Origin of the sequence: Paracoccus sanguinis (genome assembly GCF_012689545.1) — a bacterium.
Classification (GTDB): Bacteria; Pseudomonadota; Alphaproteobacteria; order Rhodobacterales; family Rhodobacteraceae; genus Paracoccus; species Paracoccus panacisoli.
Genome location: NZ_CP051543.1, coordinates 58,940 through 84,837 on the forward strand (window position 1 = coordinate 58,940; position 25,898 = coordinate 84,837).

The 25,898-nt window shown below is 69.0% G+C and carries 23 protein-coding genes and 1 riboswitch; of the genes, 14 read left to right on the top strand and 9 right to left on the bottom strand.

Annotated elements, in window-relative coordinates; translation table 11 throughout:
- Positions 1 to 59: 59 nt before the first annotated feature.
- The 3 genes from HGN31_RS15685 to HGN31_RS15695 all read right to left on the bottom strand — a co-directional run bounded on the left by HGN31_RS15685 (position 60) and on the right by HGN31_RS15695 (position 3,471).
- Positions 60 to 1,249, bottom strand: a protein-coding gene (locus HGN31_RS15685) for an IS3 family transposase (RefSeq protein WP_168781936.1) whose coding sequence is annotated in 2 segments (ribosomal slippage) — positions 60 to 997 and positions 997 to 1,249 — 1,191 coding nt in all. Because the reading frame shifts where the segments join, the coding sequence is not laid out codon by codon here.
- A 191-nt stretch (positions 1,250 to 1,440) separates the two neighbouring features.
- Positions 1,441 to 2,667, bottom strand: coding sequence for a nucleotide sugar dehydrogenase (locus tag HGN31_RS15690; RefSeq protein ID WP_342355810.1), 1,227 nt, complete (start codon positions 2,665 to 2,667; stop codon positions 1,441 to 1,443).
- Positions 2,668 to 2,683: 16 nt separating this feature from the next.
- Positions 2,684 to 3,471 (bottom strand): IS5-like element ISPme2 family transposase gene (locus tag HGN31_RS15695; RefSeq protein WP_088238952.1). Its coding sequence is split into 2 segments (ribosomal slippage): positions 2,684 to 3,135 and positions 3,135 to 3,471, totalling 789 coding nucleotides; the frame shifts between segments, so codons are not numbered across the junction.
- Between the two features lie 635 nt (positions 3,472 to 4,106).
- Between HGN31_RS15695 and HGN31_RS15700 the strand changes: the two genes are divergently transcribed.
- Positions 4,107 to 5,207, top strand: coding sequence for a Fic family protein (locus tag HGN31_RS15700; RefSeq protein WP_168784017.1), 1,101 nt, complete (start codon positions 4,107 to 4,109; stop codon positions 5,205 to 5,207).
- An 18-nt stretch (positions 5,208 to 5,225) separates the two neighbouring features.
- Positions 5,226 to 6,734, top strand: coding sequence for a malonate--CoA ligase (locus HGN31_RS15705; protein WP_168784018.1), 1,509 nt, complete (start codon positions 5,226 to 5,228; stop codon positions 6,732 to 6,734).
- A gap of 94 nt (positions 6,735 to 6,828) precedes the next feature.
- On the opposite strand, the gene HGN31_RS15710 is transcribed toward HGN31_RS15705, so the two are convergent.
- Entirely contained in the window at positions 6,829 to 7,506 is a 678-nt protein-coding gene (locus HGN31_RS15710; RefSeq protein WP_168784019.1) for an MliC family protein, read from the bottom strand.
- 161 nt (positions 7,507 to 7,667) lie between these two features.
- Here HGN31_RS15710 and HGN31_RS15715 point away from each other — a divergent pair, with 161 nt between their 5' ends.
- Positions 7,668 to 10,352, top strand: a complete 2,685-nt coding sequence (locus HGN31_RS15715; protein ID WP_168784020.1) for a molybdopterin-dependent oxidoreductase — start codon at positions 7,668 to 7,670, stop codon at positions 10,350 to 10,352.
- A gap of 298 nt (positions 10,353 to 10,650) precedes the next feature.
- Here the strand turns inward: HGN31_RS15715 and HGN31_RS15720 are convergent.
- A protein-coding gene (locus HGN31_RS15720) for an IS5-like element ISPme2 family transposase (RefSeq protein WP_088238952.1) occupies positions 10,651 to 11,438 on the bottom strand; the annotation gives its coding sequence in 2 pieces (ribosomal slippage) (positions 10,651 to 11,102 and positions 11,102 to 11,438; 789 coding nt in all).
- A 131-nt stretch (positions 11,439 to 11,569) separates the two neighbouring features.
- Here HGN31_RS15720 and HGN31_RS15725 point away from each other — a divergent pair.
- The 3 genes from HGN31_RS15725 (at position 11,570) to HGN31_RS15735 (ending at position 14,186) form a co-directional block, all read left to right on the top strand.
- Positions 11,570 to 12,010: a hypothetical protein gene (locus HGN31_RS15725; protein ID WP_168784021.1), complete on the top strand. Its 441-nt coding sequence runs from the start codon at positions 11,570 to 11,572 to the stop codon at positions 12,008 to 12,010.
- A 668-nt stretch (positions 12,011 to 12,678) separates the two neighbouring features.
- Complete coding sequence (locus HGN31_RS15730) at positions 12,679 to 13,590, top strand: DMT family transporter (RefSeq protein ID WP_168784022.1); 912 nt, start codon at positions 12,679 to 12,681, stop codon at positions 13,588 to 13,590.
- Positions 13,587 to 14,186 carry a TetR/AcrR family transcriptional regulator gene (locus HGN31_RS15735; RefSeq protein ID WP_168784023.1) on the top strand — a complete coding sequence of 200 codons (600 nt, stop codon included), beginning with the start codon at positions 13,587 to 13,589 and terminating at the stop codon, positions 14,184 to 14,186. The genes HGN31_RS15730 and HGN31_RS15735 overlap by 4 nt, the downstream gene beginning before the upstream one ends.
- 204 nt (positions 14,187 to 14,390) lie before the next feature.
- Here the strand turns inward: HGN31_RS15735 and HGN31_RS15740 are convergent, their stop codons facing one another.
- Positions 14,391 to 15,449, bottom strand: coding sequence for an LLM class flavin-dependent oxidoreductase (locus HGN31_RS15740; protein ID WP_168784024.1), 1,059 nt, complete (start codon positions 15,447 to 15,449; stop codon positions 14,391 to 14,393).
- Positions 15,450 to 15,636: 187 nt separating this feature from the next.
- Complete coding sequence (locus tag HGN31_RS15745) at positions 15,637 to 16,038, bottom strand: winged helix-turn-helix transcriptional regulator (protein ID WP_425325342.1); 402 nt, start codon at positions 16,036 to 16,038, stop codon at positions 15,637 to 15,639.
- A 111-nt stretch (positions 16,039 to 16,149) separates the two neighbouring features.
- Here HGN31_RS15745 and HGN31_RS15750 point away from each other — a divergent pair, with 111 nt between their 5' ends.
- The 6 genes from HGN31_RS15750 to cobD all read left to right on the top strand — a co-directional run bounded on the left by HGN31_RS15750 (position 16,150) and on the right by cobD (position 22,042).
- A complete protein-coding gene (locus HGN31_RS15750; protein WP_168784025.1) occupies positions 16,150 to 17,211 on the top strand; it encodes an LLM class flavin-dependent oxidoreductase in 1,062 nt (353 codons plus the stop codon).
- 14 nt (positions 17,212 to 17,225) lie between these two features.
- Entirely contained in the window at positions 17,226 to 17,870 is a 645-nt protein-coding gene (locus HGN31_RS15755) for an NADPH-dependent F420 reductase (protein ID WP_244961230.1), read from the top strand.
- Between the two features lie 19 nt (positions 17,871 to 17,889).
- A complete protein-coding gene (locus tag HGN31_RS15760) occupies positions 17,890 to 18,549 on the top strand; it encodes a DsbA family oxidoreductase (protein WP_168784027.1) in 660 nt (219 codons plus the stop codon).
- Complete coding sequence (locus HGN31_RS15765; protein WP_244961231.1) at positions 18,546 to 19,325, top strand: glutathione S-transferase family protein; 780 nt, start codon at positions 18,546 to 18,548, stop codon at positions 19,323 to 19,325. Before HGN31_RS15760 ends, HGN31_RS15765 begins: the two co-directional genes overlap by 4 nt.
- A 500-nt stretch (positions 19,326 to 19,825) precedes the next feature.
- Positions 19,826 to 20,983, top strand: coding sequence for a Hint domain-containing protein (locus tag HGN31_RS15770; protein WP_244961232.1), 1,158 nt, complete (start codon positions 19,826 to 19,828; stop codon positions 20,981 to 20,983).
- A 93-nt stretch (positions 20,984 to 21,076) separates the two neighbouring features.
- On the top strand, positions 21,077 to 22,042 hold the full coding sequence (gene cobD, locus HGN31_RS15775; protein WP_168784028.1) for a threonine-phosphate decarboxylase CobD: 966 nt from the start codon (positions 21,077 to 21,079) through the stop codon (positions 22,040 to 22,042).
- Here cobD and HGN31_RS15780 read toward each other — a convergent pair.
- On the bottom strand, positions 22,039 to 23,484 hold the full coding sequence (locus tag HGN31_RS15780; protein WP_168784029.1) for a cobyric acid synthase: 1,446 nt from the start codon (positions 23,482 to 23,484) through the stop codon (positions 22,039 to 22,041). The two genes, cobD and HGN31_RS15780, sit on opposite strands and share 4 nt — an antisense overlap.
- 4 nt (positions 23,485 to 23,488) lie before the next feature.
- Positions 23,489 to 24,130 (bottom strand): cob(I)yrinic acid a,c-diamide adenosyltransferase, encoded by a 642-nt coding sequence (cobO, locus tag HGN31_RS15785; protein WP_168784030.1) that lies wholly within the window; start codon positions 24,128 to 24,130, stop codon positions 23,489 to 23,491.
- A gap of 42 nt (positions 24,131 to 24,172) precedes the next feature.
- Positions 24,173 to 24,409: riboswitch (cobalamin riboswitch) on the top strand.
- Positions 24,410 to 24,501: 92 nt separating this feature from the next.
- On the opposite strand from cobO, the gene HGN31_RS15790 reads away from it, so the two are divergent.
- Together HGN31_RS15790 and cobW are read left to right on the top strand one after the other, a co-directional pair.
- On the top strand, positions 24,502 to 24,858 hold the full coding sequence (locus HGN31_RS15790) for a DUF1636 family protein (protein ID WP_168784031.1): 357 nt from the start codon (positions 24,502 to 24,504) through the stop codon (positions 24,856 to 24,858).
- A gap of 3 nt (positions 24,859 to 24,861) precedes the next feature.
- Positions 24,862 to 25,896 carry a cobalamin biosynthesis protein CobW gene (cobW, locus tag HGN31_RS15795; protein WP_168784032.1) on the top strand — a complete coding sequence of 345 codons (1,035 nt, stop codon included), beginning with the start codon at positions 24,862 to 24,864 and terminating at the stop codon, positions 25,894 to 25,896.
- Positions 25,897 to 25,898: the final 2 nt, after the last annotated feature.

The following is a 25,898-nucleotide window of genomic DNA, read 5'->3' on the forward strand; positions in this document are numbered from 1 at the left end:
AATTATAGGCGACACGGGCTCAGGTTCCGGCGCAGAATCTCTGACCTGCCACTGAACTTTCATCCAACGGCGACCTGAGCCCGGTTTTTGTTTACGCCTGTTGGCGCGGGTTGAGCAATCGCCCGGCGCGCGGAGCTTTCATCTCGCGCAGCGGGGCGGGCGATTGCGGGGTTCAGGTTCGCGGCAAACCCTACAGGGGTCTGGTAGCCCAAGGCCGAGTGGGGCCTTTCGGTGTTGTAATCCGTGACCCAGGCAGCGATCAGGTCACGGGCATGGGCGATGTTGCGGAACAGGGCCTCGTTCAGAAGCTCGTCCCGCATCCTGCCGTTGAAGCTTTCGACGAACCCGTTCTGCATCGGCTTGCCCGGCGCAATGTAATGCCATTCGACCTTGTGCTCGGCGCACCACTTCAGGATCGCGTTCGATGTCAGCTCTGTCCCGTTATCGCTGACAATCATTCCAGGCCTGCCGCGGCGTTCGATCAGCGCCGTCAGTTCCCGAGCCACGCGGCGGCCCGAAATCGAGGTGTCCGGGATCGCCGCCAGACATTCGCGGGTGACGTCGTCAACCACGTTCAGCACCCGGAAGCGCCGCCCGCAGGCGAACTGGTCATGGACGAAGTCCAGCGACCACCGTGCATTGGCTCGTGTCTCGATCAGGATCGGTGCCCTCGTTCCGAGGGCCTTGCGGCGCGCTTTGCGTTTACGCACGGTTAAGCCCTCTTCTCGGTAAAGCCGATAGATGCGGTTGATCCCGGATGGCTCTCCCTCGCGCCTGAGCAGCACGAACAGCCGCCGGTAGCCGAACCTGCGCCGCTCGTTGGCCAGATCCCGCAACCGCCCGCGCAGCGCCGTGTCCGGCGCTCGCTGGGACTGGTAGCGCACCATCGTCCGGTCCGCCCCGGCAATCTGGCACGCCCGCCGCTCCGACAGCCCGAGATGGGCCTTCAGGTGCGCGACAGCCTCGCGCTTCACGGCGGGCGTTACCACTTTTTTGACAGCAGTTCTTTCATCGCAGCCATGTCGAGCATCTGGTCAGCCAGCAAGCGCTTCAGCCTGGCGTTCTCGTCCTCGAGTGCCTTCAGCCGCTTCGCCTCCGACACCGTCATCCCGCCATACTTCGCCTTCCAAGCGTAAAATGTGCCTTCCGACATGCCGTGCTTGCGGCACAGATCTGCGCACTTCGCGCCGGCATCATGCTCCTGAAGGATACCGATAATCTGTTCCTCGGTCCGTCGTGCCTTCTTCATCTTCGTCCGTCCTCTCGTTGGGCCGGACTCTAGTCACAGATGGAGGAAAAAGCCCGTGGCAGGTCATCCCAGGCTGGTTTTTCTTTGTGAAATACAGCGATGGGCTACAGCCAGTGGCGCAAAGCTTTCCCGATGCCTGATACTCCCGTCAGCGAGTCGATTTTCAAAGCGAGGCAAGAGGTTGCGGCAAACTACAGTCTCAGGTCACTGGCCTGCATGTCATAGGCAGCCTTCATGTCGAAGAGCACACCTCCGTGCCGGAGCAGCCCCCGCAGCAGGTCAGGACCGGCGCGCACGATATCGTCATGGGCAACCGCCAGGATGACGGCATCATACTCCCCGGCCGTGGGCATCGTCGTCTCCAATGAAACGCGATATTCTGCCGCCGCCTCGACCGGGTCGGCCCACGTGTCGACGATGTCGACCTGCATGCCGTAGCTCTTCAGATGCCCGACCAGATCGACGACCTTGGTGTTACGGGTGTCGGGGCAGTTTTCTTTGAAAGTGAAGCCCACCACCAATACCTTCGCATCCTTCACAGGCAGGTTGCGGTGGATCATAGCCTTGACCAGCCGCGTGACTGCGTTGCGGGCCATGCCATCGTTGATCTCGCGGGCAGTGCGGATGATGTCGGGAATGAATCCGGCAGCGGTGGACTTGTGTACGAGGTAATACGGGTCCACGCCGATGCAGTGCCCCCCGACCAGTCCGGGCCGCATGCGGATGAAGTTCCACTTGGTCGCGGCTGCATCGAGCACCTCGTTGGTGTCGATGCCCAGGTGCGAGAAGATGATCGAAAGCTCGTTGATCAGGGCGATGTTCACGTCGCGCTGCGTGTTCTCGATGATCTTGGCGGCTTCAGCAACTCGGATCGAACTTGCCTTGAAGGTGCCGGCCTCGATGATGCGGGCGTAGAGTTCGTCGACGAACGAGGCGACTTCCGGCGTGGACCCGGAGGTGACCTTGACGATCTTCGTCAACGGCCGGTCTTTGTCGCCCGGGTTGATCCGTTCGGGGCTGTAGCCGGCGAAGAAATCCGTATTGTAGCGGAGGCCTGACACCTGCTCGACCACGGGAAGGCAATCTTCCTCGGTGGCGCCGGGATAGACGGTGGATTCATAGATTACGACGCCACCTTTTCCGATCACCCTCCCCACCGTGTTCGAGGCCGATATAAGCGGCCTCAGGTCCGGCTGGCGGGAGGCGTCGATGGGCGTCGGAACGGCGACGATGAAGACGTTGCAGCCTCTGAGATCCGCCTCGTCGGCGCTGAACGTCAGCCGCTCTGCCTGAGCGAGCCCGGCGCCATCGACTTCACCGGTGCCGTCCTCGCCATTGCGCAACTCATCAACGCGGCGGGCATTGAGGTCGAAGCCGATCGTTTCAAATACGCCCCCCAGTGCTACCGCCAGCGGCAAACCGACATAACCTAGGTCATGTTGACAAATGGCGGAGCCAGAGGCGGATCGACGTGATGTCGATGAAGCCCAGGAAGCTTTCGGCGGTCTTGTCGTAGCGGGTGGCGACGCGACGGGCATTCTTGAGCTTGTTGAAGCACCGCTCAACGAGATTGCGCAGGCGGTAGAGCCTGCGGTCAACGGCGACCCGTAGCTTCCGGGTTTTGCGCATGGGGATGACCGGCACCACGTCGCGCACCTCCATGGTCTTGCGGATGTTGTCGGAGTCGTAGCCGCGGTCTGCGAGCAGAACGCTTGGCTCGGGCAGGTTGTCAGCCATGACCAGATCGAAGCCGAGGTAGTCCGATGTCTGCCCGGCCGTGATCTCGGTTCTCATGGGCAGGCCTGCCGCATTGACCCGCAGATGGATCTTGGTCGTGAAGCCACCTCGCGAGCGGCCGAAACCTTGGCGCGGAGTCCCCCTTTTGCGCCCGCTGCCTGATGATGAGCGCGAACCACGGTGCTGTCGATCATCTGCAGCGCATCCGGCACGATCCGGCTCTCGTTCAGCGCCTCCAGGATCTGTTCCCACAGCCCCGCCAACGTCCAGCGCCGGAACTGCCGATAGACAGACGACCATTTGCCGAACTCTTCCGGCAGGTCGCGCCAGGGCGACCCCGTTCGGGCGATCCAGAAAATCCCATCCAGAACAAGCCGATGGTTCGTGGGCTTGCGGCCGTTCGGAGAACGGACAGCCAGGATGAAGCGTTCAAAGAACGCCCACTCGTCGTTCGACATCAGGTTTCGTGCCACGCTGGTCTCCATTGCAGATACCAGCTTGAATCACGATCACCGCGCCCGGTGAATCCCTTTTGTCAACACGCCCTAGCCCAATTACGGCCACACGCGGCGTTGCCGGTGGAATGAATTTCGTCATGAAAGCTGCCTAATTGTTTAAAGGGAACGTGATGCGGCTATGGCAGCCGGCTGCCGTTCGGTCGGCCGGACCATATACTTGGAGTGTGACGATCTCAAGGCAGCGGCGACTCGGCCCGGATCTGGAAGAAACGGGGTAGTCTGAGCGGGCTGGTTTGGCAGAACTTGCGGGAGGATTTCCGCGCGTATGCGGAGGGTTGTAGCTCGGCTACATGAGCATTCCGACACCGCCGACCTGCAAGCCGATAAGCTGATCCGCCCGAGACGACGCGCCGAAGTGCCAAGCAGTCCCGCAGCAGGTGACCGAGACGCGCCGCCCGCGATTCCCGTCTGGTGACCGAAGTCGCGAGCAGCCGCGCCATGAGCTCCCGGCACTCGATCATGGACTCCCCGTGATGGGACAGCGCTCGAGGTGGCGATGACTGCTCATAAAAATCAGTCCGACCGCCCCATGACGCGAAACCCACCGATATTCCCCTCACAATCACCTTGTTCGTGAGCCGAATACGCCCCACAATCCCCTCATGGAGATCTGGGACACCCCCGCCTGGCCGCGCTTCACCCACGACCCCGCCCGGACCGAGGGGCCGCTGGCGGCGTTCTCCGCGCGGCTCGGGGCGATGTCCGGCCTGCACGAGGCGCTCTCGGCCGACGAGCGGCGCGAGGCGTTCCTGCGCGCCGTCACGCATGAGGCCGTCTCGTCCTTCGCGATCGAGGGCGCCACGCTGCCCGCCGCCCAGATCGAGGCCTCGGTGGTGGCCTCGCTGGCGCATCGCGGGCGCGAGCCGCAGCGGCGAAGCGATGCCATCGCCACGCTCATGCTCGAGGCACGGGCGGGGCAGGGGGTGCTGGACGCGCCGACCCTGTTCCACTGGCACCGGCTGCTCTTTCACGGCACCGAGGTCGAGGACAAGGGCCGCTGGCGCAGCTTCGCCATGGTGATCGCAAGGACCGCCGCGGCCGGGCGCGACGAGGTGCTGTACCGCGCGCCCCCCGCCGCGCAGGTGCCCGCGATGATGGAGGATTTCCTCACCGCGCTGCCCCGCGACACCCGGCCGCTGCCGATCCGCGCGGCGCTGGCGCATCTGTGGTTCGAGTCGATCCACCCGTTCTCGGACGGCAACGGCCGGCTGGGCCGCGCCATCGTCGAGCACGTCTTTGCCCGCGATTCCGCGCTGCCCTTCTCGCTCTCGCGCTCGATCGAGGCCGACAAGCGCGGCTATTACGCGGCCCTGCAGGCCGGCCGCACGGTCGCCGGCGACCGCATCGATGCGACCCCGTTCGTGCTGTGGTTCCTCGAGCGCCTGATCGCGGGGGTCGAGGACGCCATGGCCGAGGCGCGCTTCCTCGTCGCGCGCAACGGCTATTTCCTGCGCTTCCCGGACCTGCCCCCGCGCGGGCAGGCGGTGCTGCGCCGCCTCTTCGCCGAGGGCCCCGACCGGGTCGCCCAAGGCATCAGCGCTGCGCCTTACGCGCGCATCGCCCGGGTCTCGCCCGCAACGGCCACGCGCGACCTCGCCGAGCTGGAGCGCCTCGGCGCGATCCGCAAGGGCCCCGAGGGCGGGCGGTCGACGCGCTATCATATCGCCCATGATTCACGCGCTCGCGCGCCGGACAGGCCGTGACGAGAAGGAGACGAGGCCATGACCAACCACCTTCATGACGCGCTGCTCGGCGCGCGGGCCGGATCGGACCGGGCCTTCCTCATCGCCGCCGACGGAACCGAGACGAGCTATGCGGCGATCGAGCGCCAGTCGGCGCGGCTGGCCAACGCGCTCGTCACGGCCGGGGTGGCGCCCGGCGACCGGGTCGCCATGCAGGTCGAGAAATCGGCCACCGCGCTCACGCTCTATCTGGCCGCGGTGCGGGCGGGGGCGGTGTTTCTGCCGCTGAACACGGCCTATACCTCTGACGAGGTCGGCTATTTCCTGAACGACGCCCGCCCGGCGCTGGTCGTCTGCGACCCGGCGCGGGAGGCGGCGACACGGGCGCTCGGCGGCGCGGGGCAGGTGATGACGCTGGCCGCGGACGGCCTGTCGGGCAGCCTCGTCGACGCCGCGCGGGCCGAGCCCGAGAGCCACACGCCGGTTCCCCGCGGGCCCGACGATCTGGCGGCGATCCTCTATACCTCGGGAACCACGGGCCGGTCCAAGGGCGCGATGCTGAGCCACGCGAACCTGCTGTCGAACGCCCGGACGCTCTGCGACTACTGGCGCGTGACGGGCGACGACGTGCTGCTGCACGCGCTGCCGATCTTCCACACCCACGGGCTCTTCGTGGCGACCAACACGCTGATGCTCGCCGGCGGGGCGATGATCTTCCTGCCCCGCTTCGACGCGGCCGAGGCGGTCGCGCTGATGCCGCGGGCCACGCTGATGATGGGGGTGCCGACCTTCTACACGCGGCTGCTCGACCGTGCCGACTTCACCCGCGACGCGGCCGCGGGGATGCGGCTCTTCATCTCGGGCTCGGCGCCGCTGCTGGCCGAGACGCATCGCGCCTTCGAGGCGCGGACGGGGCACAGGATCCTCGAGCGCTACGGCATGACCGAGACGAACATGAACACCTCGAACCCCTATGACGGCGAGCGCCGGGCCGGGACGGTGGGGTTCCCGCTGCCGGGGGTCGAGCTGCGGATCATGGGCGAGCACGGCCCGCTGCCCGACGGCGAGATCGGGATGATCGAGGTGCGCGGCCCGAACGTCTTTCAGGGCTACTGGCAGATGCCCGAGAAGACCGCCGAGGAGCTGCGCCCGGACGGCTGGTTCATCACCGGCGACCTGGGGCTGCGCGACGGCGACGGCTATGTCTCGATCGTGGGCCGCGGCAAGGACCTGGTGATCTCGGGCGGGTTCAACGTCTATCCGAAAGAGGTCGAGCTGCTGATCGACGAACTGCCCGGGGTGCTGGAAAGCGCGGTCATCGGCGTCCCGCACCCCGACTTCGGCGAGGCGGTGGTGGCGATCGTCGCCCGCGCCCCGGGCGCCGACCCCGATCCGGACGCGATCCGCGGGGCGCTCGACGGGCGGCTCGCGCGGTTCAAGCAGCCGAAATCTGTGGTGATCGTCGACGAGCTGCCCCGCAACACCATGGGCAAGGTGCAGAAGGCCGCGCTGCGGCAAGCCCATGCGGGGATGTTTGCGGCAGGGTAGGGGGGCGCGCGCTCTTCGCGCCTTCGGTGGCGACGTCAGCCTAACCGCGCTGACGCCCCAAGCACCTCGAGCGCCCCAACCACCAGTCCGCCGATCACCGCCGGCAGTTCGCCAGCTGAGCCTCGCCGGCCGCACTCTCCAGCGTGGCCTCGTCGCCCTTGGTCAAGAGCTGCGCCGACCCCTCCGGCCCGTAGATGGCGCCCGAGGCCGAGACGACTTGCGGCAGCGCCGTCAGCCGGCCGTCCTGCAGCAGCACCGCGAAGTTGGTGCCGTCCGCGCCCAGCACATAGGCCACCTGCAACCTCTGATCCCCGTCGCAGCGATACTCGACGATCTCGACCGAGGTGGACGCGGTCGCGCCGGCGGCCTGCTCCGGCGCTGCCGCAGGATCGGGCGGGCAGTTGCCGAGGCTCACGTTGGGATCGCATTGCCCCGCGATGCCGGTGTTCTCGGCCGACGTTCCCCCCGTCCGCTCCGCCAGCGGGATCACCGGGGCAGGGTTGGTGGTGGGGATCGAGGTCGACGTGCCGGGCCGCGGGTTGCCGCGCTCGGCCGTGGGCGAGCCGGCGGGTCCGCCGCTCAGATCCCCCATCATCTCGTGCGGGTTCGGCTGGCCGGTCGCGGCGCCCGGCGCGGCCTGCGCGGCAGGGGGCGGCACCTGCACGGCGGGCGGCGCGCCCGGGGCAGGGGCCGTCTGGGCCACGGCCGCTCCGGCGGTCAGGGTGGCCAGAAGCGCGGCGAGACCGAGGTTCCGTGTGACGATGCGTGACATGACCGCTCCTCTATCGGCTGGGGTTCCGGCGCCGCCTCAACGGCAGGGACGGGTCGGGGACACTGAACCTTACACCCGTTTTACGGTCCTTGACCTGTATCAATGCCAGCATAGCGGTCGCCCTCCATACCGCGTCAATAGACTGAGCGAGGTATTCGGAAATGACTGTTCAATTCTCCCGCCGCGGATTCCTGGGTCTGGGTGTGGCCGCGGTGACGGGCGTCACCGCCGCGCGGCTGATGAGCAGCACGGCCCTTGCGGCCATCGACCCGAACTCGTTCTCCGAGGGGCGGATCTTCCACGCCTCGCACTTCGGCCCGTTCGAGGCGATCGTGAAGGATGGCCGGATCGTCGACCTGAGCCCGGTCACGCAGCTCGACCGCCAGCCGACCGACATGCTGATGCTGGGCACGATCGACCGGGTCTATGACGAGACGCGGATCCTCTATCCGATGGTCCGCAAGTCCTATCTCGACGGCTGGCAGACCGGCGACACCAAGCCCGAGCTGCGCGGGAGAGAGGAATTCGTCCGCGTCGACTGGGACACGGCGCTGGCGCTGGCCGCCCACGCCATCGTCACCACCGCCGAGAAGCACGGGAACGAGGCGATCTTCAGCTCGTCCTACGGCGGCTGGTCGAACGCGGGCTCGTTCCGCCCCAACGTGCTGCAGCAGCGGTTCTTCAACCTCATCGGCGGATGCTCGATCACCCAGGGCGACTTTTCCGCCGGCGCGAGCCAGGTCGCGCTGCCCCACATCATCGGCGACATGGAGGTCTATTCCCCCCAGACGGCGTGGGAGGTGATCCGCGACAACACCCAGGTCTTCGTGCTCGTCGGCTGCGACCCGATCAAGAACAACCGGATCGAGTTCACCGTCGCCGACCACGGCATGTACGGACCCTGGGCCGAGATCCGCGACGCAGGCTGCCGCTTCGTGTCGATCAACCCGCAGCGCACCGCCTCGGACCAGTATCTCGACGCCGAGTGGGTGCGGATCATTCCGAACACCGACATCGCGCTGTTCCTCGGGATGGCGCACCATGTGCTTGAAAAGGGCCTCGAGGACCGGGACTACCTGGCGAAATACACGGTCGGCGCCGACCGCTGGATCGCCTACGTCAAGGGCGAGGACGACGGCACCCCGAAGATGCCCGACTGGGCGGCCGCCATCACCGGCATCCCGGCCGACAAGATCCGCGAGATGGCCGAGCTCTTCGCCAGCTCGCGCACCCAGTTCGCAGGCGCGTGGTCGCTGCAGCGCGCCCACCACGGCGAGCTGGTCCACCACGCGATCATCAACTTCGCCGCGCTGACCGGCAAGATCGGCAAGCCCGGCGAAGGCGTGGGCTTCAGCTGGCACTATGGCAACGGCGGGATGCCGCAATCGGGGCAGCCGACGCCCACCGGGCTTTCGGCGGGCAAGAACCTCGTGGACAAGCTCTGCCCCGCCAGCCGCATCGTCGAGATGCTGGAAAACCCGGGCAAGGAGTTCTTCTACAACGGCCAGACGCGGACTTATCCCGACGTCCACATGATCTACAACGCCGGCAACAACTTCATGTCCCACCAGCAGGACCTGAACCGGCTCGTCAAGGCATTCGCCAAGCTGCACACGATCGTCAGTCAGGACGTCTGGTGGACGGCCGCGGTCCGCTGGGCGGACATCGTGCTGCCCGCCTCCTCGACGATGGAGCGCGACGACATCTCGGTCGGGGGCACCTATTCGAACGACAAGATCTACGCGATGAAGAAGTGCATCGAGCCGCTGGGCGAATCGAAGAGCGACTACGAGATCTTCGAGGCCCTGTCCGAGAAGCTCGGCGTCTGGTCGCAGTTCACCGAAGGGCTGGAGATGATGGACCACATCCAGGCCGCCTATGGCCGGAGTGGGGCCGCGAAGACCGTGCCCTTCGAGGAGTTCTGGGCGAAAGGCTATGCCCTGCAGCCCGCCCCGCCCGAGGCGCGCAAGTGGGTCCGGCACGGCGCGTTCCATGACGACCCCGAGGCCAACCCGCTGCACACCGTCTCGGGCAAGATCGAGATGTTCTGCAAGACGATCGCGGACTACGGCATCGCCGACAACCCCGGGATGCCGGTCTGGCAGGAGCCGCTGGAATATCTGGGGAATGCCGCCGAGGGGCAGGTCCACGTGGTCAGCCCGCACCCCTGGTACCGGCTGCACAGCCAGATGGGCAACTCGGCCCGCCTGCGCGAACTCTACATGATCGACGGCCGCGAGCCGGTCCGCATCAACCGCGAGGATGCCGCGGCGCGCGGCATCGCCGACGGGGACCTGGTCGAGATCCGCAACGACCGCGGCGCCGTGATCGCCGGCGCCGTCCTGTCGGACGAGATCATGCCCGGCGTGATCTCGCTCTACGAGGGCGGCTGGCCCGATCTGGACAGCAAGGGGCGCTGCAACTCGGGCCTGATCAACTGGATCACCTCGGAGCGCCCGGCCTCGGGCCTGACCCAGGCGACCATCGCCAACACCTGCGTGGCGACGATCAGCAAGTGCGAGGACGCCGAGCGGCCGAACCGCGCCTACCAGCCACCCGCGATCCTGTCCGACTACCAGTTCGCGGCGATCGACGAGGACGCGCTGCACCTCGACCGCATGGCCGAGTTGGTCGAGGCCCTCTACGCCGAGATGGAGCCGGGCGAGCGCATCTTCTACCAGCGCTGCACCGTCTGCCACGGGCCCCGCGATCCGAAAGGCTTCACGCAGCTGCAATGGCGCGGGATCACCCCGTCGATGTTCCCGCGTGCCGGGCTGGACGAGGAGGAGGCGGCGCTGGTCACCGACTTCCTGATGCGCAACGCCTCTGACGCGGCGGTGAACTGAGGCGGTTGCGGGGGTCGGCGCGCGGTGCGCGCCGATCGGTGGGTCGTCGGGTTCGCTGAGGCGGTGGGGATGGGCCGCGGGCTTGCTTCGGCGGCGAGCAGGGAAGGCTGCTGTTGATGGGTTCGCCAACCCCATCTCGGCCCGGATGGCCGCATGGAGGCGCACGGGCCAGCTCCGCGTTGCGGCAGCGGTGAGCCGCTCAGCGATTGGCGTCCGCACCTGCAGATAGCCATCAATTGATTCGGAAATACGTGTCTGCCTATCGCGAAAGATATCGTACCTTGCCAGCTCGATTAGGTCATGTTGACAAATGGCGGAGCCAGAGGCGGATCGACGTGATGTCGATGAAGCCCAGGAAGCTTTCGGCGGTCTTGTCGTAGCGGGTGGCGACGCGACGGGCATTCTTGAGCTTGTTGAAGCACCGCTCAACGAGATTGCGCAGGCGGTAGAGCCTGCGGTCAACGGCGACCCGTAGCTTCCGGGTTTTGCGCATGGGGATGACCGGCACCACGTCGCGCACCTCCATGGTCTTGCGGATGTTGTCGGAGTCGTAGCCGCGGTCTGCGAGCAGAACGCTTGGCTCGGGCAGGTTGTCAGCCATGACCAGATCGAAGCCGAGGTAGTCCGATGTCTGCCCGGCCGTGATCTCGGTTCTCATGGGCAGGCCTGCCGCATTGACCCGCAGATGGATCTTGGTCGTGAAGCCACCTCGCGAGCGGCCGAAACCTTGGCGCGGAGTCCCCCTTTTGCGCCCGCTGCCTGATGATGAGCGCGAACCACGGTGCTGTCGATCATCTGCAGCGCATCCGGCACGATCCGGCTCTCGTTCAGCGCCTCCAGGATCTGTTCCCACAGCCCCGCCAACGTCCAGCGCCGGAACTGCCGATAGACAGACGACCATTTGCCGAACTCTTCCGGCAGGTCGCGCCAGGGCGACCCCGTTCGGGCGATCCAGAAAATCCCATCCAGAACAAGCCGATGGTTCGTGGGCTTGCGGCCGTTCGGAGAACGGACAGCCAGGATGAAGCGTTCAAAGAACGCCCACTCGTCGTTCGACATCAGGTTTCGTGCCACGCTGGTCTCCATTGCAGATACCAGCTTGAATCACGATCACCGCGCCCGGTGAATCCCTTTTGTCAACACGCCCTAAGCGCAGCCCAGGTCTGCCGTGATCTTTGGTCAGAGATTAAAGAGATTCTTCGGGAGGAGAACGACGAATGAGTGACGTTGAGAAGAGTTCTGTTGTGCCCCTGACGGAGCGAGGTCCGGGCTTGAGGTTGCGTCGTGCAGGGCCGAGGCCGACGGCCGAGCAGCTGATGGCGGGATCTGCGAAGTTCTCGGAGACATTTCCCGAGTCAGGCCCGCCTGAGCAGATCAGTGGGGCGGGGGACGAGAGCGGTCCGGCCGCTGCCGGAAAGGGCGAGAAAAGACGGCGGGCAGTTTCCAAGATGCCTGCTGACGCCGGCGAGGTAACGCGGTTCCAGCGCCGCAAGAAGAGCGAGCCCCGTTCTCACAACATGACGATCCGCTTCACATACGCGGAACGGGTGCGGCTCCAGGACGTCGCCGACAAGCTAGGTCATGCGTCGGCAACCGACTATCTCAGGGCCGGGATCGAACGTATGCTTGAAGCGGATGAGAAGAAGCTCGGCGCCTGAGGGCGCAGAGCATGATCGCCACCTTTCCGGTGATGGCCGTCATGGGCGTGTCCTCCTCTGATGTGGCAGGCGGCGGTCACGGATCCGCCATGGGCAGGTCGCAGGTCTCGCGGCGGTCGGTTCGGCGGCCTCGGCGGCGGGGGTACTCGCGTCGAGATTCGTGCCAGGGGATCCTACGCTCCTCCACCGTATTATCGAAATAATATTGCTTCGTCGTATGACGCAAGAGATTCTACATCTTCCATCCGCCGTGGGTCGGACCCTTCACGGCTGGGCCACGGCAGGGCAAGACCAGCGAACCACGAGGCGCTCATCGCGGCCTCGATCGTCCCGGTGGCAGTTACCGCCACCTCGCCGTCAGTGCGGGCCGTGACGTTGCCGCTCTGGCATCAGGGCCGCGCCAGAGGGGTTAGCGGCGTGCCGGGCGCGCTGGGTGGGCGCTGCGGTGACTCGGGGCAATGCCGATCACCTGCCACATCGACGCCGAAAGTGCCCCGCTGAGGCTCACAAGCTCCGCATGGACGGCGCCGCTCCGCGCCGCGCCGCGGGCCGGACGGTGCCAACAAGGGCCGTCACGGCAGAACCCCGCCATGCCGAGATCGCATACCAATGCGTACTGTAACGATACTATATCGTATTAACAGATCTCTGGCACATCGAGGACCATCATGACGCTTCCGCCACTCCCCGCCGCCGCGCTTGCGGCGATCCTGTGGGGCTTCACCTACATCATCACGACCACGATGCTTCCCGCCAACCCGATGTTCATCGCGGCGGTGCGCGCCCTGGGCGGCGGGCTGCCGCTGCTTCTGATCGCGCGCGAGATCCCGCCGCGCGCGTGGTGGGGGCGCATCATCATCCTCGGCACGCTCAACAGCGCGCTGTTCTTCGCCCTGCTGTTCGTCGCCGCGATCCGCCTGCCCGGCGGGATGGCGGCCACGTTCCAGGCGCTCGGGCCGCTGTTCATGGTCCTGATGGCCTGGCCGCTGCTGGGCGCCATCCCGTCACCGTCCAAGCTGGCCGCGGTGGGGCTGGGCGTCGTCGGCGTGGCGATGGTCGTGCTGAAGGGCAATGCGGCGCTCGACCTGATCGGCGTCGCCGCGGCGCTCGGCGCGGCGCTGTCGGTGGCGCTCGGCAGTTCGCTGGTGCACAAATGGGGCCGCCCGCAATCCATCGTCGGGCTGACCGGATGGCAGATGGTCGTGGCGGGGATCGAGCTTTCCGTCGTCGCGGCCCTGCTGGGCGACGTGCCGGCGAGCCTCGACCTCGTCAACATCGCCGGCCTCGTCATCATGGCGCTGGTCGTGACGGCGCTCGCCTTTGTGCTGTGGTTCGCGGCGGTGCAGGGGGCAGGGGGGCCGGCCGCCGTGGCGCCGATGATGCTGCTGACGCCGATCACCGCCTTCGCGCTCGACGCCCTCTTCCGCGGCTTCGTCCCGTCGCCGCTGCAGTCCCTCGGGGTTGTGGTCGTGATCGTCAGCCTGCTGTATGGCCAGCACGTGGATCGCCGCGCCTTCCGGGTCGCGCGGCACCACGCGCCGTCCGCCCGGCAACTGGCCAAGGGGATCCCCGCCGAATGACCGAGACGCCGCGGACGCCCCGGCTGAACATCCGGGGCGCCGCCCGCCACGAGCAGATCATCGAGGCCGCGACCGAGGCATTCCTCGGCCGCGGCTTCGACGCGACCAGCGTGGACGAGATCGTCCGCGCGGCCGGCGGGTCCAAGACCAACGTCTACCGCCAGTTCGGCGACAAGGAGGGGCTGTTCGCCGCCGTCGTCCGCCGCCTCGCGGCCGAGTTCCTGTCGCCGCTCGAGGTGCTCGACCTCGGCGGGGTCGGGACGCGCGCGGGGCTGGTCATCCTCGGGCGGACGCTGATGCGGCAGCTGATCCAGCCGCGCCACATCGCGTTCCAGCGCATGGTGCTGGCGGTGTCGGACCGGCTGCCGGCGCAGATGGCCGAATGGTACCGGGTCGGGCCCGAGACGAGCCAGTCCGTCATCGCCGCATTCCTGGGCGGCGGGGCCGAGGCCGCGCAGAGTGCGATCCTGTTTCACGACATGATCGTGACCGACGCGGTCAATCGCGCGCTGATGGGGACGCCGCCCCCCTGGGACGAGATCGAGGCCCGCATCGACGCCGCCGCCGCGCTCATCGCGACCCGGCACGGAGCCTGACGGGGCGAGCCGCCGCGATCCGCGGGGCAGGCAATATCTGGCGGGCTTCCCTGTTCATGCGATCAGGGTCGCGGGCGGGCGCCGGGCGGGACCGGCGCCCGACGATTGGTCAGCCCGCGTCTGCGGGCCGACCGGACGTTAGGGGGCGGGGCCGAGCGCCGGGGCCGCTGCACGAACCGCGCCGCGCCCCGCACCCTCCACCGATCAGGCGACCGGATCACCCTTGACCGGCCCCTCGGTGTTCGGCCGCCAGCCCAGGGCGGGGGCGACGTGCTTCGCGAAGGACTCGAGGATGTGCAGGTTGTAGTCCGGCCCGAGCTGGCTCGGGATGGTCAGCATCAGCGTGTCGGCGAGCGCGATGGCCTGGTCCTGCTTCAGCTCCTCGATCAGCCGGTCGGGCTCGGCGGCATAGGTCCGCCCCGAGGTCGCGCGGAACCCGTCCATCATGCCGCGGCTGTCGCGGGACTCGCCCCCGCCGCGGTGGCCGAAGTAGGCGACGTCCAGCTCGTTCACCAGCGGGATGATGCTGCGGCTGACCGACACGCGCGGCGCGCCGGTGTGGCCGGCGGCGCGGTACGCCGCGCGGAAGCGCAGGATCTGCTCGGCCTGCAGCTCGTGGAAGGGCTGGCCGGTATCCTCGACCAGCGCCGTCGACGACATCATGTTCAGCCCCAGCCGACCGGTCCATTCGGCGCTGTCGCGCGTGGCCGAGCCCCACCAGATGTGGTCGCGCAGGGTCGGCGACTGCGGCTCGATCGCCAGCATCTGCCCGCGGCCGACATGGTCGGGGTTGCCCGGCGCCAGGCGTTCGCCCTCGATCGCGCGCAGGAACAGGTCGAACTTCGCGCGGGCGATGTCGGCGCCGCGCGGGTCGGTCGAGCCGGTGTAGCCGAAGGCCTCGTAGCCGCGCAGCGCCGTCTCGGGCGAGCCGCGGCTGATCCCCAGCGCAAGCCGGCCGTCCGCGATCACGTCGAGGGCGGCGGCCTCCTCGGCCAGGTGCAGCGGGTTTTCATAGCGCATGTCGATGACGCCGGTGCCGACCTCGATCCGCTTGGTCTTCGCCGCGATGGCGGTGAGCAGCGGGATCGGGGCGGCCTGCTGGCGGGCGAAGTGGTGGACGCGGAAATAGGCGCCGTTGACGCCAAGCTCTTCGGCGCCGACCCCGATCTCGACCGCCTGCCGGATCATGTCGGCGGCGGTGCGGGCCTGAGAGCCGAAGGAATTGCCGTGGTGACCGAAACTGAGAAAGCCGAACGCGCGCATGGAACCCTCTTCGGGGGGCGCCGGGCCGGCAGGACGCACGGGGTCGATGGGCCGGGGACAGCGCCGCTGGTGTCTGGCCGGCACCCGAGCGGGGCCGGCGTTTGCATCCGATAAGGCGATGGGAGGGCCGTTGCGCGAGAGGCGGCGCGGCGAAGGCGGCGTTCGCCTGCGCCGAACGGGCAGGGGGTCAGGTGTCCGGCGCCTCACCCTTCGCCAGCGCCGCATCATAGCGCGCCTGCGCCGCCGCGATCCGCGCCTCGTTCCTGACGGCCCACGCGCCGATCGCCTCGACCGGCTCGCGCAGCGACCGGCCAAGGTCGGTCAGCGCGTATTCCACCCGCGGCGGGGTCGTCGGCAGGACCGCGCGGGTCACAAGCCCGTCCCGCTCCATCCCGCGCAGGGTCAGGGTCAGCATCCGCTGGGTGATCCCGGTCACCGCGCGCTTCAGCTCATTGAACCGCAGCGGCCCCGCGCACAGCGCCATCACGATCAGCACCGACCACTTGTCGCCGACCCGGTTCAGGATCGCCCGCACCGGCGCGCAGGCGTCCAGCAGGTTCGGCCCGGCCGCTTCGCGATCAGGTATCACGGATGTGCCTCCTTGCGCGGTCAAATCAGGTTTCAATATAGGTGCAGGTTACAAATTGATACCGGGCGCCGTCGAAAATTTCCGGCGTCGTGGATGTCAGGAGGAAACAACATGGAACTGGGAGTCTACAGCTTCGGCGACGTGCAGCGCGACCCGCAGACCGGGGCGCTGGGATCGACCGCCGCTGCGCAGCGCAACCTGCTCGAGGCGATCCAGCTCGCCGATCAGGTCGGGCTGGATTACTTCGGCATCGGTGAGCACCACACCCGCGAGATGCCGGCCTCGGCGGCCGCGGTCGTGCTGGGGGCGGCGGCGGCGACGACGACGAAAATCACCCTTGGCAGCGCGGTCACGGTGCTGTCCACCGACGATCCGGTGCGCGTGTTCCAGCAGTTCGCCACGCTCGACGCGCTGTCGAACGGCCGGGCCGAGATCACCGCCGGGCGCGGCTCGTCGACCGAAAGCTTCCCGCTCTTCGGCCACAGCCTGAACGACTATGACGAACTCTACGCCGAAAAGCTCGACCTGCTGCTGAAGCTGAACGAAAGCGAGGAGATCACGTGGGAGGGGCGGTTCCGCCCGGCGCTGGACCATGCGCTGGTGGTGCCGCGCCCCGAGCGCGGCAAGCTGCCGATCTGGCTGGCGACCGGGGGCAACCCGTCCTCGACCGTGCGGGCGGCGATGGCGGGGCTGCCGGTGAGCTATGCGATCATCGGCGGCGAGGCCGTGCGCTTCGCGCCGCTCGCCGCGCTCTACCGCAAGGCGGTCGAGCAGGTGAACGCGCCCGGCGCCGACACCCGCATCTCGGTCGCGAGCCCCGGCTTCATCGGCGACGACGCGCAGACGGCCAAGGACTTCTGGTGGACCCACTACCACGAGGCCTTCCGCGCCCTGGGCGAGATCCGCGGTTTCGCCGCGCCCCGTCGGGTCGGCTATGACTTTGAGGCCAACGGCCGCGGCGCGCTGTTCGTCGGCTCGCCCGAGGAGATCGCCGCGCGCATCGTCGAGCTGCACGGGGTGATGGGTCACGACCGGCATTTCTTCCAGATGGACCTGGGCCAGGTCCCGCAGAAGGACTTCCTGCACTCGATCGAGCTGCTGGGGACGCGGGTCAAGCCGCTTGTCGATGCCGCGCTGGCCAAGCCCGCCGCCGCGCCCGCGGCGGCCGTGTGAGAGGGGAAAGGCACATGACGGAGATCAGGACCATCGGCATCATCGGCGCGGGGCGCGTGGGCACCGCGGTGGCACGCCGCGCCGTGGCCGCCGGGTACGAGGTGCGCGTCGCCTCGGCCCGCCCGGCGGCCGAGACCGGGCTGCTGCTGCAATTCACCGCGCCGGGCGCGGTGGCCGGTGATCTGGCGGACGTGATCGCGGCCAGCGACCTCGTGGTGCTGGCGCTGCCGCTCTCGCGCTATCGCAGCCTCGCGCCCGAGGCACTGGCCGGCAAGATCGTCATCGACGCGATGAACTACTGGCCCGCAACCGACGGGACGCTTGCGGATTTCGAAGCCCCGCGGGCGAGCAGCGAGGTGGTCGCGGCGCATCTGCCGGGGGCGCGTCTGGTGCGCAGCCTCAACCACCTCGGCTATCACGAGATCGACGGCGCCGCCCGGCACAAGGGCGACGCCGACCGGCGCGCCATGGCGGTCGCCGGCGACGACCCTGCGGCGCGCGCCGCGGTGGCCGGGTTCATCGACCGGATCGGCTTCGATCCGGTGGACGCCGGGCCGCTGTCGGCTGCGCGCGCCTTTGCTATCGGCAGCCCCGTCTTTGGCGCGGTGCTGAACCAAGACGACCTGCGGGCGGCGCTGACGGCGCTGCGCGCGGCTTGAACCCTGAAAGGACGACGACATGGCCACCCCCATCAAGATCGACATCTGGTCCGACATCGCCTGCCCGTGGTGCTACATCGGCAAGCGCCGGCTCGAGGGCGCGCTGGCGCAGTTCGGCGACGCTCCGGTCGAGATCGAATACCACAGCTTCGAGCTGAACCCCGCGGCGCCGGTCGATTTCGACGGCACGCAGGCCGACTATCTGGCCCGCCACCTCGGCGCGACCCCGCAGCAGATCGCCGCGATGGGGCAGAACGTGACCGCGACGGCGAAGGCGGACGGGCTCGACTACCGCCTCGGCGACGTCAAGGTGACCAACACCGGCAAGGCGCATGAGCTGATCCATTTCGCCAAGGCCCACGGCAAGGGCGCCGAGATGAAGGAACGGCTGCTTCGCGCCTATTTCACCGAAGGCCGCCACGTCGGCCACGACGACGCGCTGGCCGATCTGGCCGCCGAGGTGGGGCTTGACCGCGCCGCGGCGCTGGCCGCGCTGACGGACGGGACCTACCGGCAGGCGGTCGAGGCCGACAAGGCGCAGGGCACCGCCATCGGCGTGCAGGGCGTGCCGTTCTATGTGGTCGGCGGCAAATACGCCATCTCCGGCGCCCAGCCGTCCGAGCTGTTCCTGCGCGCCCTGAAGCAGGTCGCCGCCGAGCAGGGGGGAGCGCGCGCATGAGCGGCCCGCTGATCCCCCTGGGCGAGACCGGCGCAACCTGCGACGGCGGGCTGTGCGAGATGCCCGCGAAGGATGGTGTAGCTGCAGCCTCGGCCGTTGTCCCGGCCCCGCGGCTGACGCTGATCAGCTTTCCGACCTGCCCCTTCGTCCAGCGCGCAGTGATTGCGCTGAAGGAGCGGGGCGTCGATTTCGACGTGATCTACATCGACCTCGCCGACAAGCCGGAGTGGTTCCTGAAGATCTCGCCCTTGGGCAAGGTGCCGGTGCTGAAGGTCGAGGCCGAGGGCCGCGCGCCCGCGATCCTCTTCGAAAGCACCGTGATCCTGCAGTATCTCGACGAGACGCTGCCGGGCCCGACCCTGTTCGCGGCCGACCCGCTCGACCGGGCGGTGCAGCGGGCGTGGGTGGAATACGCGGGCAGCCTGCTTGGCGACGTCTACCGGCTGGGCATGGCGCCGGACCGGGCCGGCTTCGACGAGGCCCGCGCCGCGGTGCGCTCCCGTCTCGTCCCGCTGGAGGAGGCGCTCCGCGGGCCCTATTTCTCAGGCGCGGCGTTCTCGGCGGTGGATGCCGCCTGCGCCCCGGCCTTCCGCCAGCTCGATGCGCTCGAGACGCTCCGCCCGCTCGCCCTGTTCGACGGGTTGCCGCGCCTGGACGCCTGGCGCCGGGTCCTCGCCGACCGCCCCAGCGTCCGCGCCGCGGTCCCCGCCGACTTCCGCGAGACGTTCCTGGGGCGGCTGCGGTCGGCTGGGAGTTTCGTGACGACGGCGGCGTGAGCTGGCCCCGCCCGGCATCGGGCGGGGTTTTTCTCTGGGGGACACCGAGACGTCCGGGCTCGGAGGCAATGCCCGCACGTCGGAGGTTCTGGCGACGGCCTGACGGGTGACTGTCGCGCGGCCGCCAGAGCCGCAGAGCGCACCAATGAATTACATAATTCGCGTTATAGCCAGGTTTGCCGACGCCGGCACCCGATGCGCGGCCACGCCGATCACCCGACCTCCACAACCACGAGCAGACTACCGAAAAAACCAGCTTGCGCGACGGGCCGCGCTGGGGCCCTCTACCGATGAGTGACGTCTGCGCGTCGACCTGAGAGCGCCGCGCGCCGTCACATCGAGGACGGGGGACGGCACGCAAGACGCAGACGGCTCTCTCGTTCCGAGAGCCGGCACACCACGACGGCAGGTCGCACCGGGTCCGCTGCCTCCGAACGTGGTGATACGACCCAACTGTTGAAGATTTCGGCGCGTTACGAGTGATAAGGTGATCTGGGAAAATGCCGGCGATCAGCATTGTCAGGCTGGACGAGAGCCCGTTTGAGTTCGTCAATGGACTACGGGCCGACACCGTTTCGCGCGGGGTCGATCTCGAAGGGGCCACGATCACGGCGACATATGCCGACGGGTCGGTGGAAATCCTCACGTGGCACGCGACCGACCCCTATACCAACGGGGCGGCGGTCGGCACGGACATCTCGATGTCCTACGGGTTCGATTGGCACCATCTGGCGACGACCAAGCTTCTGACCTCGCTTCAATTCGACCTTCAGCCCGCCATATCGGCCTTCGATACGGTGGTCAGCACCGACAGTGCAGTCTCGACCCCGGGCTCGTCGAGCGGCTATCCGTTCCGGCTGAACCCCGATGGCCCCGACCCCGACGGCACGATCACGGTGACCTATACAGGCATCGTCAACCTCTCCGGCGCGTCGGCCGTGGGCGATCTCTACACGACCATGATCATCGACTTCTCCGGCCTCTCGGCCGGGGGGTTGCTGGGCGAGCTGAGCTGGCAGTCCGACATCGACACGATGGACCCGTTCTGCTTTGCCGCGGGCACGCGGATTGCGACGGACCGGGGCCAGGTGGCGGTCGAGGATCTGCGCGCGGGGGACCTCGTCCTCACCCGCGACCGCGGGATGCAGGCGATCCGCTGGATCGGGTCGCGCCGGCTGTCGGCGGCCGACCTGGCGGCGCGCGCACAGATGCGCCCGATCCGCATCCGCCGCCACGCGCTCGGCACCAACATCCCCTCGGCCGATCTGCTGGTGAGCCCGCAGCACCGGGTTCTCGTCCGCTCGAAGATCGCGCAGAAGATGTTCGGCACGCCCGAGATCCTCGTCGCCGCCAAGCAGCTGTGCGAGATCGACGGGATCGAGGTCGCCCGCGACGTGACCGAGGTCACGTATTACCACCTGATGTTCGACCGGCACGAGGTGGTGATCTCGAACGGCGCGGAAACCGAGTCCCTCTATACCGGCCCCGAGGCCCTCAAGACGGTCGGCGCGGCGGCGCGCCGGGAAATCTTTGCGCTGTTTCCCGAATTGGCGGATCGGGATCATGTCCCGTCACCCGCCCGCGTTCTGGTTCCGGGCTGGATGGGCCGCAGGCTCGCCGCCCGCCATGTCCGCAACGGCAAGCTGCTGGTGAACTGACGCGTGGCCTGACCGGCCGGCGCAGCCCCCCCTCCCCCGCTTGCACAGCGCGCGACGCCTCGCTAACCCCGCCAGATCACGGGAGGGCGGGGTTTGCGCGACCACGGGGGCAATCTGGACGCGGCCGTGGCCCGCTTCGGCGCGGGCGACTGGATCGACCTGTCCACCGGCATCAACCGCCGCCCCTGGGCCCTCCCCCCGCTCGAGGCCGAGGTCTGGCGCCACCTGCCGACCCGCGCGGCGCAAGAGGCGCTGGTGGCGCAGGCCGCGCGGGCCTGGGGCGTCGCGGCGCCGGCGGCGGGGGTCGCGCTCGGCGGGGCACAGGCGGCGATCCAGCTGCTGCCGCTGCTGCGCCGGCCCGGGCGGGCGGCGGTGCTCGGGCCGACCTACAACGAACACGCGGCGAGCCTCGACCGGGCGGGCTGGACGGTGGCGACCGTGACCGACCTCGACGCGCTACACGGCGCCGATCTGGCGGTGGTGGTCAACCCGAACAACCCCGACGGGCGCGCCCATGCACCGGCCGAGTTGCTCGCGCTGGCGCAGAGAGTCGGGCTGCTGGTGGTCGATGAAAGCTTCGCCGACGTCGCGCCCGCGCTGTCGCTGCTGCCGCAGGCGGGGCGGGACAGGCTGCTGATCCTGCGCTCGTTCGGCAAGTTCTACGGCCTCGCCGGGCTGCGGCTGGGGTTCGCCTTCGGCGCGCCCGCCGACATCGCCGCGCTGGCGCAGCTGGCCGGGCCGTGGCCGGTCTCGGGCCCGGCCATCGAGATCGGGCGGCAGGCGCTCTCCGACGACCGCTGGGCCGCAGCGATGCGCGAGCAGCTTGCGCAGGACGCGGCGCGGGCCGATGGCCTCGCGCTTGCGGCGGGGTGGCGGCTGGCGGGCGGCACGACGCTCTTCCGCCTCTATCAGACGCCGGACGCGCGGGCCGCGCAGGACCGCCTCGCCCGGCACCGGGTCTGGAGCCGGATCTTCCCCTGGTCCGACCGCCTGCTGCGCCTCGGCCTGCCGGGGCCCGAGGCGGAGTGGCACCGCCTCGCCGCCGCGCTCAGCCCCTAGCGGGCGAGCGCGAGCAGCCCCGGCACGTCCAGATGCGCCTCGAGGTGATCGGCGAGGGCGTCCAGCGTCCCCTCGACCGCCGCCGCGTGGCTGCGCGGCGCGGCGGCGATGCCGAGGCGGGCCAGAAACGCGGCGCGGAACGCGTCCGACAGGAACATCCCGTGCAGATAGGTGCCGCCGATCCGGCCGCAGGCGCTTTGCGCGCCCTCGGGGCGGCCCTCGACCAGCGCGAAGGGCCGCGCGCAATCGGGGCCGGTGGTCCGGCCGATGTGAATCTCGTACCCCGACAGCGGCAGGCCGCTTTCGAGGTGCTGACCCGTCACCCGGCTCAGGCGCTTGTCGGGCGACATCACCGTGTGAACGTCCAGAAGGCCGAGGCCCGGCGTCTGCCCGGCCGCCCCCTCGATCCCCTCGGGGTCGGCGATCAGCCCGCCGAGCATCTGGTAGCCGCCGCAGATGCCCAGGACGTGGCCGCCGCGCCGGACATGGGCGGCCAGGTCCACGTCCCAGCCCTGATCCCGCAGGAAGGCCAGGTCGCCGCGCGTCGATTTCGTCCCAGGCAGGATCACCAGCCGCGCGTCGCCGGGGATCGGCTGGCCGGGCGCGACCATCACCAGATCGACCCCCGGCTCGGCCCCGAGCGGGTCGAGGTCGTCGAAGTTGGCGATCCGCGACAGGCACAGCGCGGCGATCGTCACCCCGTCCCGGCGCCGCCCGCTGCCGAGGTCCAGCGCATCCTCGGCCGGCAGCAGATGCGCGCCCGAAAACCACGGCACGACGCCGAAGCCGCGCCAGCCGGTCCGCTCGGCCACGAAGCGGTAGCCGTCGTCGAAGAGCCGCGGGTCGCCGCGGAACTTGTTGACCAGAAACCCCGCGATCAGCGCGGCATCGGCGGGGTCGATCACCGCCTGCGTGCCCACGATCTGCGCGATCACCCCGCCGCGGTCGATGTCGCCGACCAGCACCACGGGCACGTCCGCGGCGCGGGCAAAGCCCATGTTGGCGATGTCGTTCGCGCGCAGGTTGACCTCGGCCGGGCTGCCGGCGCCCTCGACGATCACGAGGTCATGGGCGGCCGCGAGGCGGTGGAAACTCTCCAGCACCGCGCCCATCAGCCGCGGCTTCAGCGCCGCATAGTCGCGGGCGCGGGTGGTGGTCAGGCGCCTCCCCTGCACGACGACCTGCGCGCCGGTGTCGGTCTCGGGCTTCAGCAGCACCGGGTTCATGTCGGTCACCGGGTCCAGCCCGCAGGCCATCGCCTGCAGGGCCTGCGCGCGCCCGATCTCGCCCCCGTCCGCCGTCACGGCGGCGTTGTTCGACATGTTCTGCGGCTTGAACGGGGCGACGGTCAGCCCGCGCCGCCGCGCCGCCCGGCAGAGGCCCGCGACCAGCATCGACTTGCCGACGTTCGACCCGCAGCCCTGCACCATGAGCGCGGGCATGGGGTCAGAACTCGACGCCGGGCTGGCCCTTGATCCCCGACCGGAAGGGGTGCTTGACCAGCGTCATCTCGGTGACCAGATCGGCCGCCTCGATCAGCGCCGGGCTGGCGTTGCGCCCGGTCAGGCAGACGTGGGTCAGGGGCGGGCGCTCGTCGCGCAGGAAGGCCAGCACCTCGTCCAGATCGAGGTAGTCGTAGCGCAGCGCGATGTTGATCTCGTCCAGCAGGACGAAGCGGATCGCGGGGTTGCGGATCAGCTCTTTCGCTTTCTCCCACGCGGCGCGGGCGGCGGCGATGTCGCGGGCCTTGTCCTGCGTTTCCCAGGTGAAGCCCTCGCCCATGGCGTGAAACGCGCACAGATGGCCGAACTGCCCCTCGATCAGCCGCCGCTCGCCCGTGTCCCAGGCGCCCTTGATGAACTGCACCACGGCGCAGGGCATCCCGTGGGCGATGCAGCGCAGGATCATCCCGAACCCGGCCGAGGACTTGCCCTTGCCCGACCCGGTGTGGACGATCAGCAGGCCCTTGTCGCCCGACTTCCCGGCCATGATCCGGTCGCGGGCGGCCTTCTTCTTCGCCATCTTGCCGGCGTGGCGGGCGAGGTCGTCGGGCGCATCGAGCGTGGTCGTGTCGGCGGTGTCGGGCATCGGGCGCCTCCTTCGTTCTTGACAGCAAGGCCCGGGTCGCAGACTAGGTGCGCAGGCGCAGGTGCCTGTCTTAGGGCAGGTGAAAAGGGAATGCGACAGGGTTCGCGGCACGCCTGCCGCACCGCCCCAAGCGCAGCCGCCCCCGCGACCGTGACCGGAAAGGTCTGCCGCATGTCACTGGCCGCAAGGTTCGGGAAGACGGGCAGAGCGCCGGGTCAGGCCCTCGCGCCTGCCCCGATATCCGCAAGCCGGGAGACCTGCCAGCGCCTGAACTGAATGCGCGGACGGGGTGTTCCGTGACCTTCGGCATCCGGGCCGACGCGCGCGCCCATGCTGCAGGCTGACCCCGTTCGTTTTTGCGGGAGAAGGCCATGACCACGGTTCTGCACGTCTGCACCACCTGCCGCGCCGGGCAGCCCGTGACCGAGGGCGAGGCCTGCGCCGGCCAGCGCCTGCACGACCGCCTCGCCCGGTCCCCCGCGCCCGCGGGGGTGACCCTGCGCGCCGTCGAGTGCCTGTCCGCCTGCGATCACGGCTGTTCCGTCGCGCTGACGAAGCCCGGCGGCTGGTCCTATGTCTACGGCCGCATGACCCCCGACGACGCACCCGAGATCCTGCGCGGCGCCGGGCTCTTCGCCGCGACGCCCGACGGTCTCGTGCCGTGGCGCGACCGGCCGGTGATCTTCCGCAAGCAGAGCCTTGCCCGCATCCCCCCGATCGAAAGCTGACCCATGTCCGACCTGACCAAGATCCCCGTCACCGTCATCACCGGCTTCCTCGGGGCGGGCAAGACCACGCTCATCCGCCACCTGATGCAGAACCCGCAGGGCCGGCGCCTCGCGATCCTCGTCAACGAGTTCGGCACCGTGGGCGTCGATGGCGAGATCCTGAAATCCTGCGCCGACGCCAACTGCCCGGCCGAGAACATCGTCGAGCTGGCCAACGGCTGCATCTGCTGCACGGTCGCCGACGACTTCATCCCGACGATCGAGGCGCTGATGGCGATGCCGCAGCGCCCCGACCACATCCTGATCGAGACCTCGGGCCTCGCGCTGCCGAAGCCGCTGCTCAAGGCGTTCGACTGGCCGGCGATCCGGTCGCGGATCACCGTGGACGGGGTGATCGCGCTCGCCGATGCCGAGGCGGTGGCGGCGGGGCGCTTTGCCCCCAACCTCGCGGCGGTGGCGGCGCAGCGGGCGGCCGACGACAGCCTCGACCACGACACCCCGCTGGCCGAGGTGTTCGAGGACCAGATCGCCTGCGCCGACCTGATCCTGCTGACCAAGGCCGACCTGGCCGGCCCTGCGGGGGTCGAGGCCGCGCGCGCGGCGATCGAGGCCGAGAACCCGCGCCGCCTGCCGATCCTCCCGGTGGTCGAGGGGGCGGTGGACCCGCGCGTCGTCCTGGGGCTGGATGCCGCGGCCGAGGATGACCTCGCCGCCCGGCCCAGCCACCACGACGGCGCCGACGACCACGAGCACGACGACTTCGACAGCGTGGTGATCGACCTGCCCGAGATCGCCGACCCCGCCCTTCTCGCCGCCCGCATCGAGCGTCTGGCGCGCGAGCAGCAGGTGCTGCGCGTCAAGGGCCACGTCGCCGTCGCGGGCAAGCCCATGCGGCTGCTCGTGCAGGCGGTGGGCGAGCGGGTGCGCCACCAGTTCGACCGCCCGTGGGGCGCGGCACCCCGGCAGGGGCGGCTGGTGGTGATCGCCGAGCATGACCACATCGACCCGGCGGCGATCCGCGCGGTGCTTGTGGGCTAGCC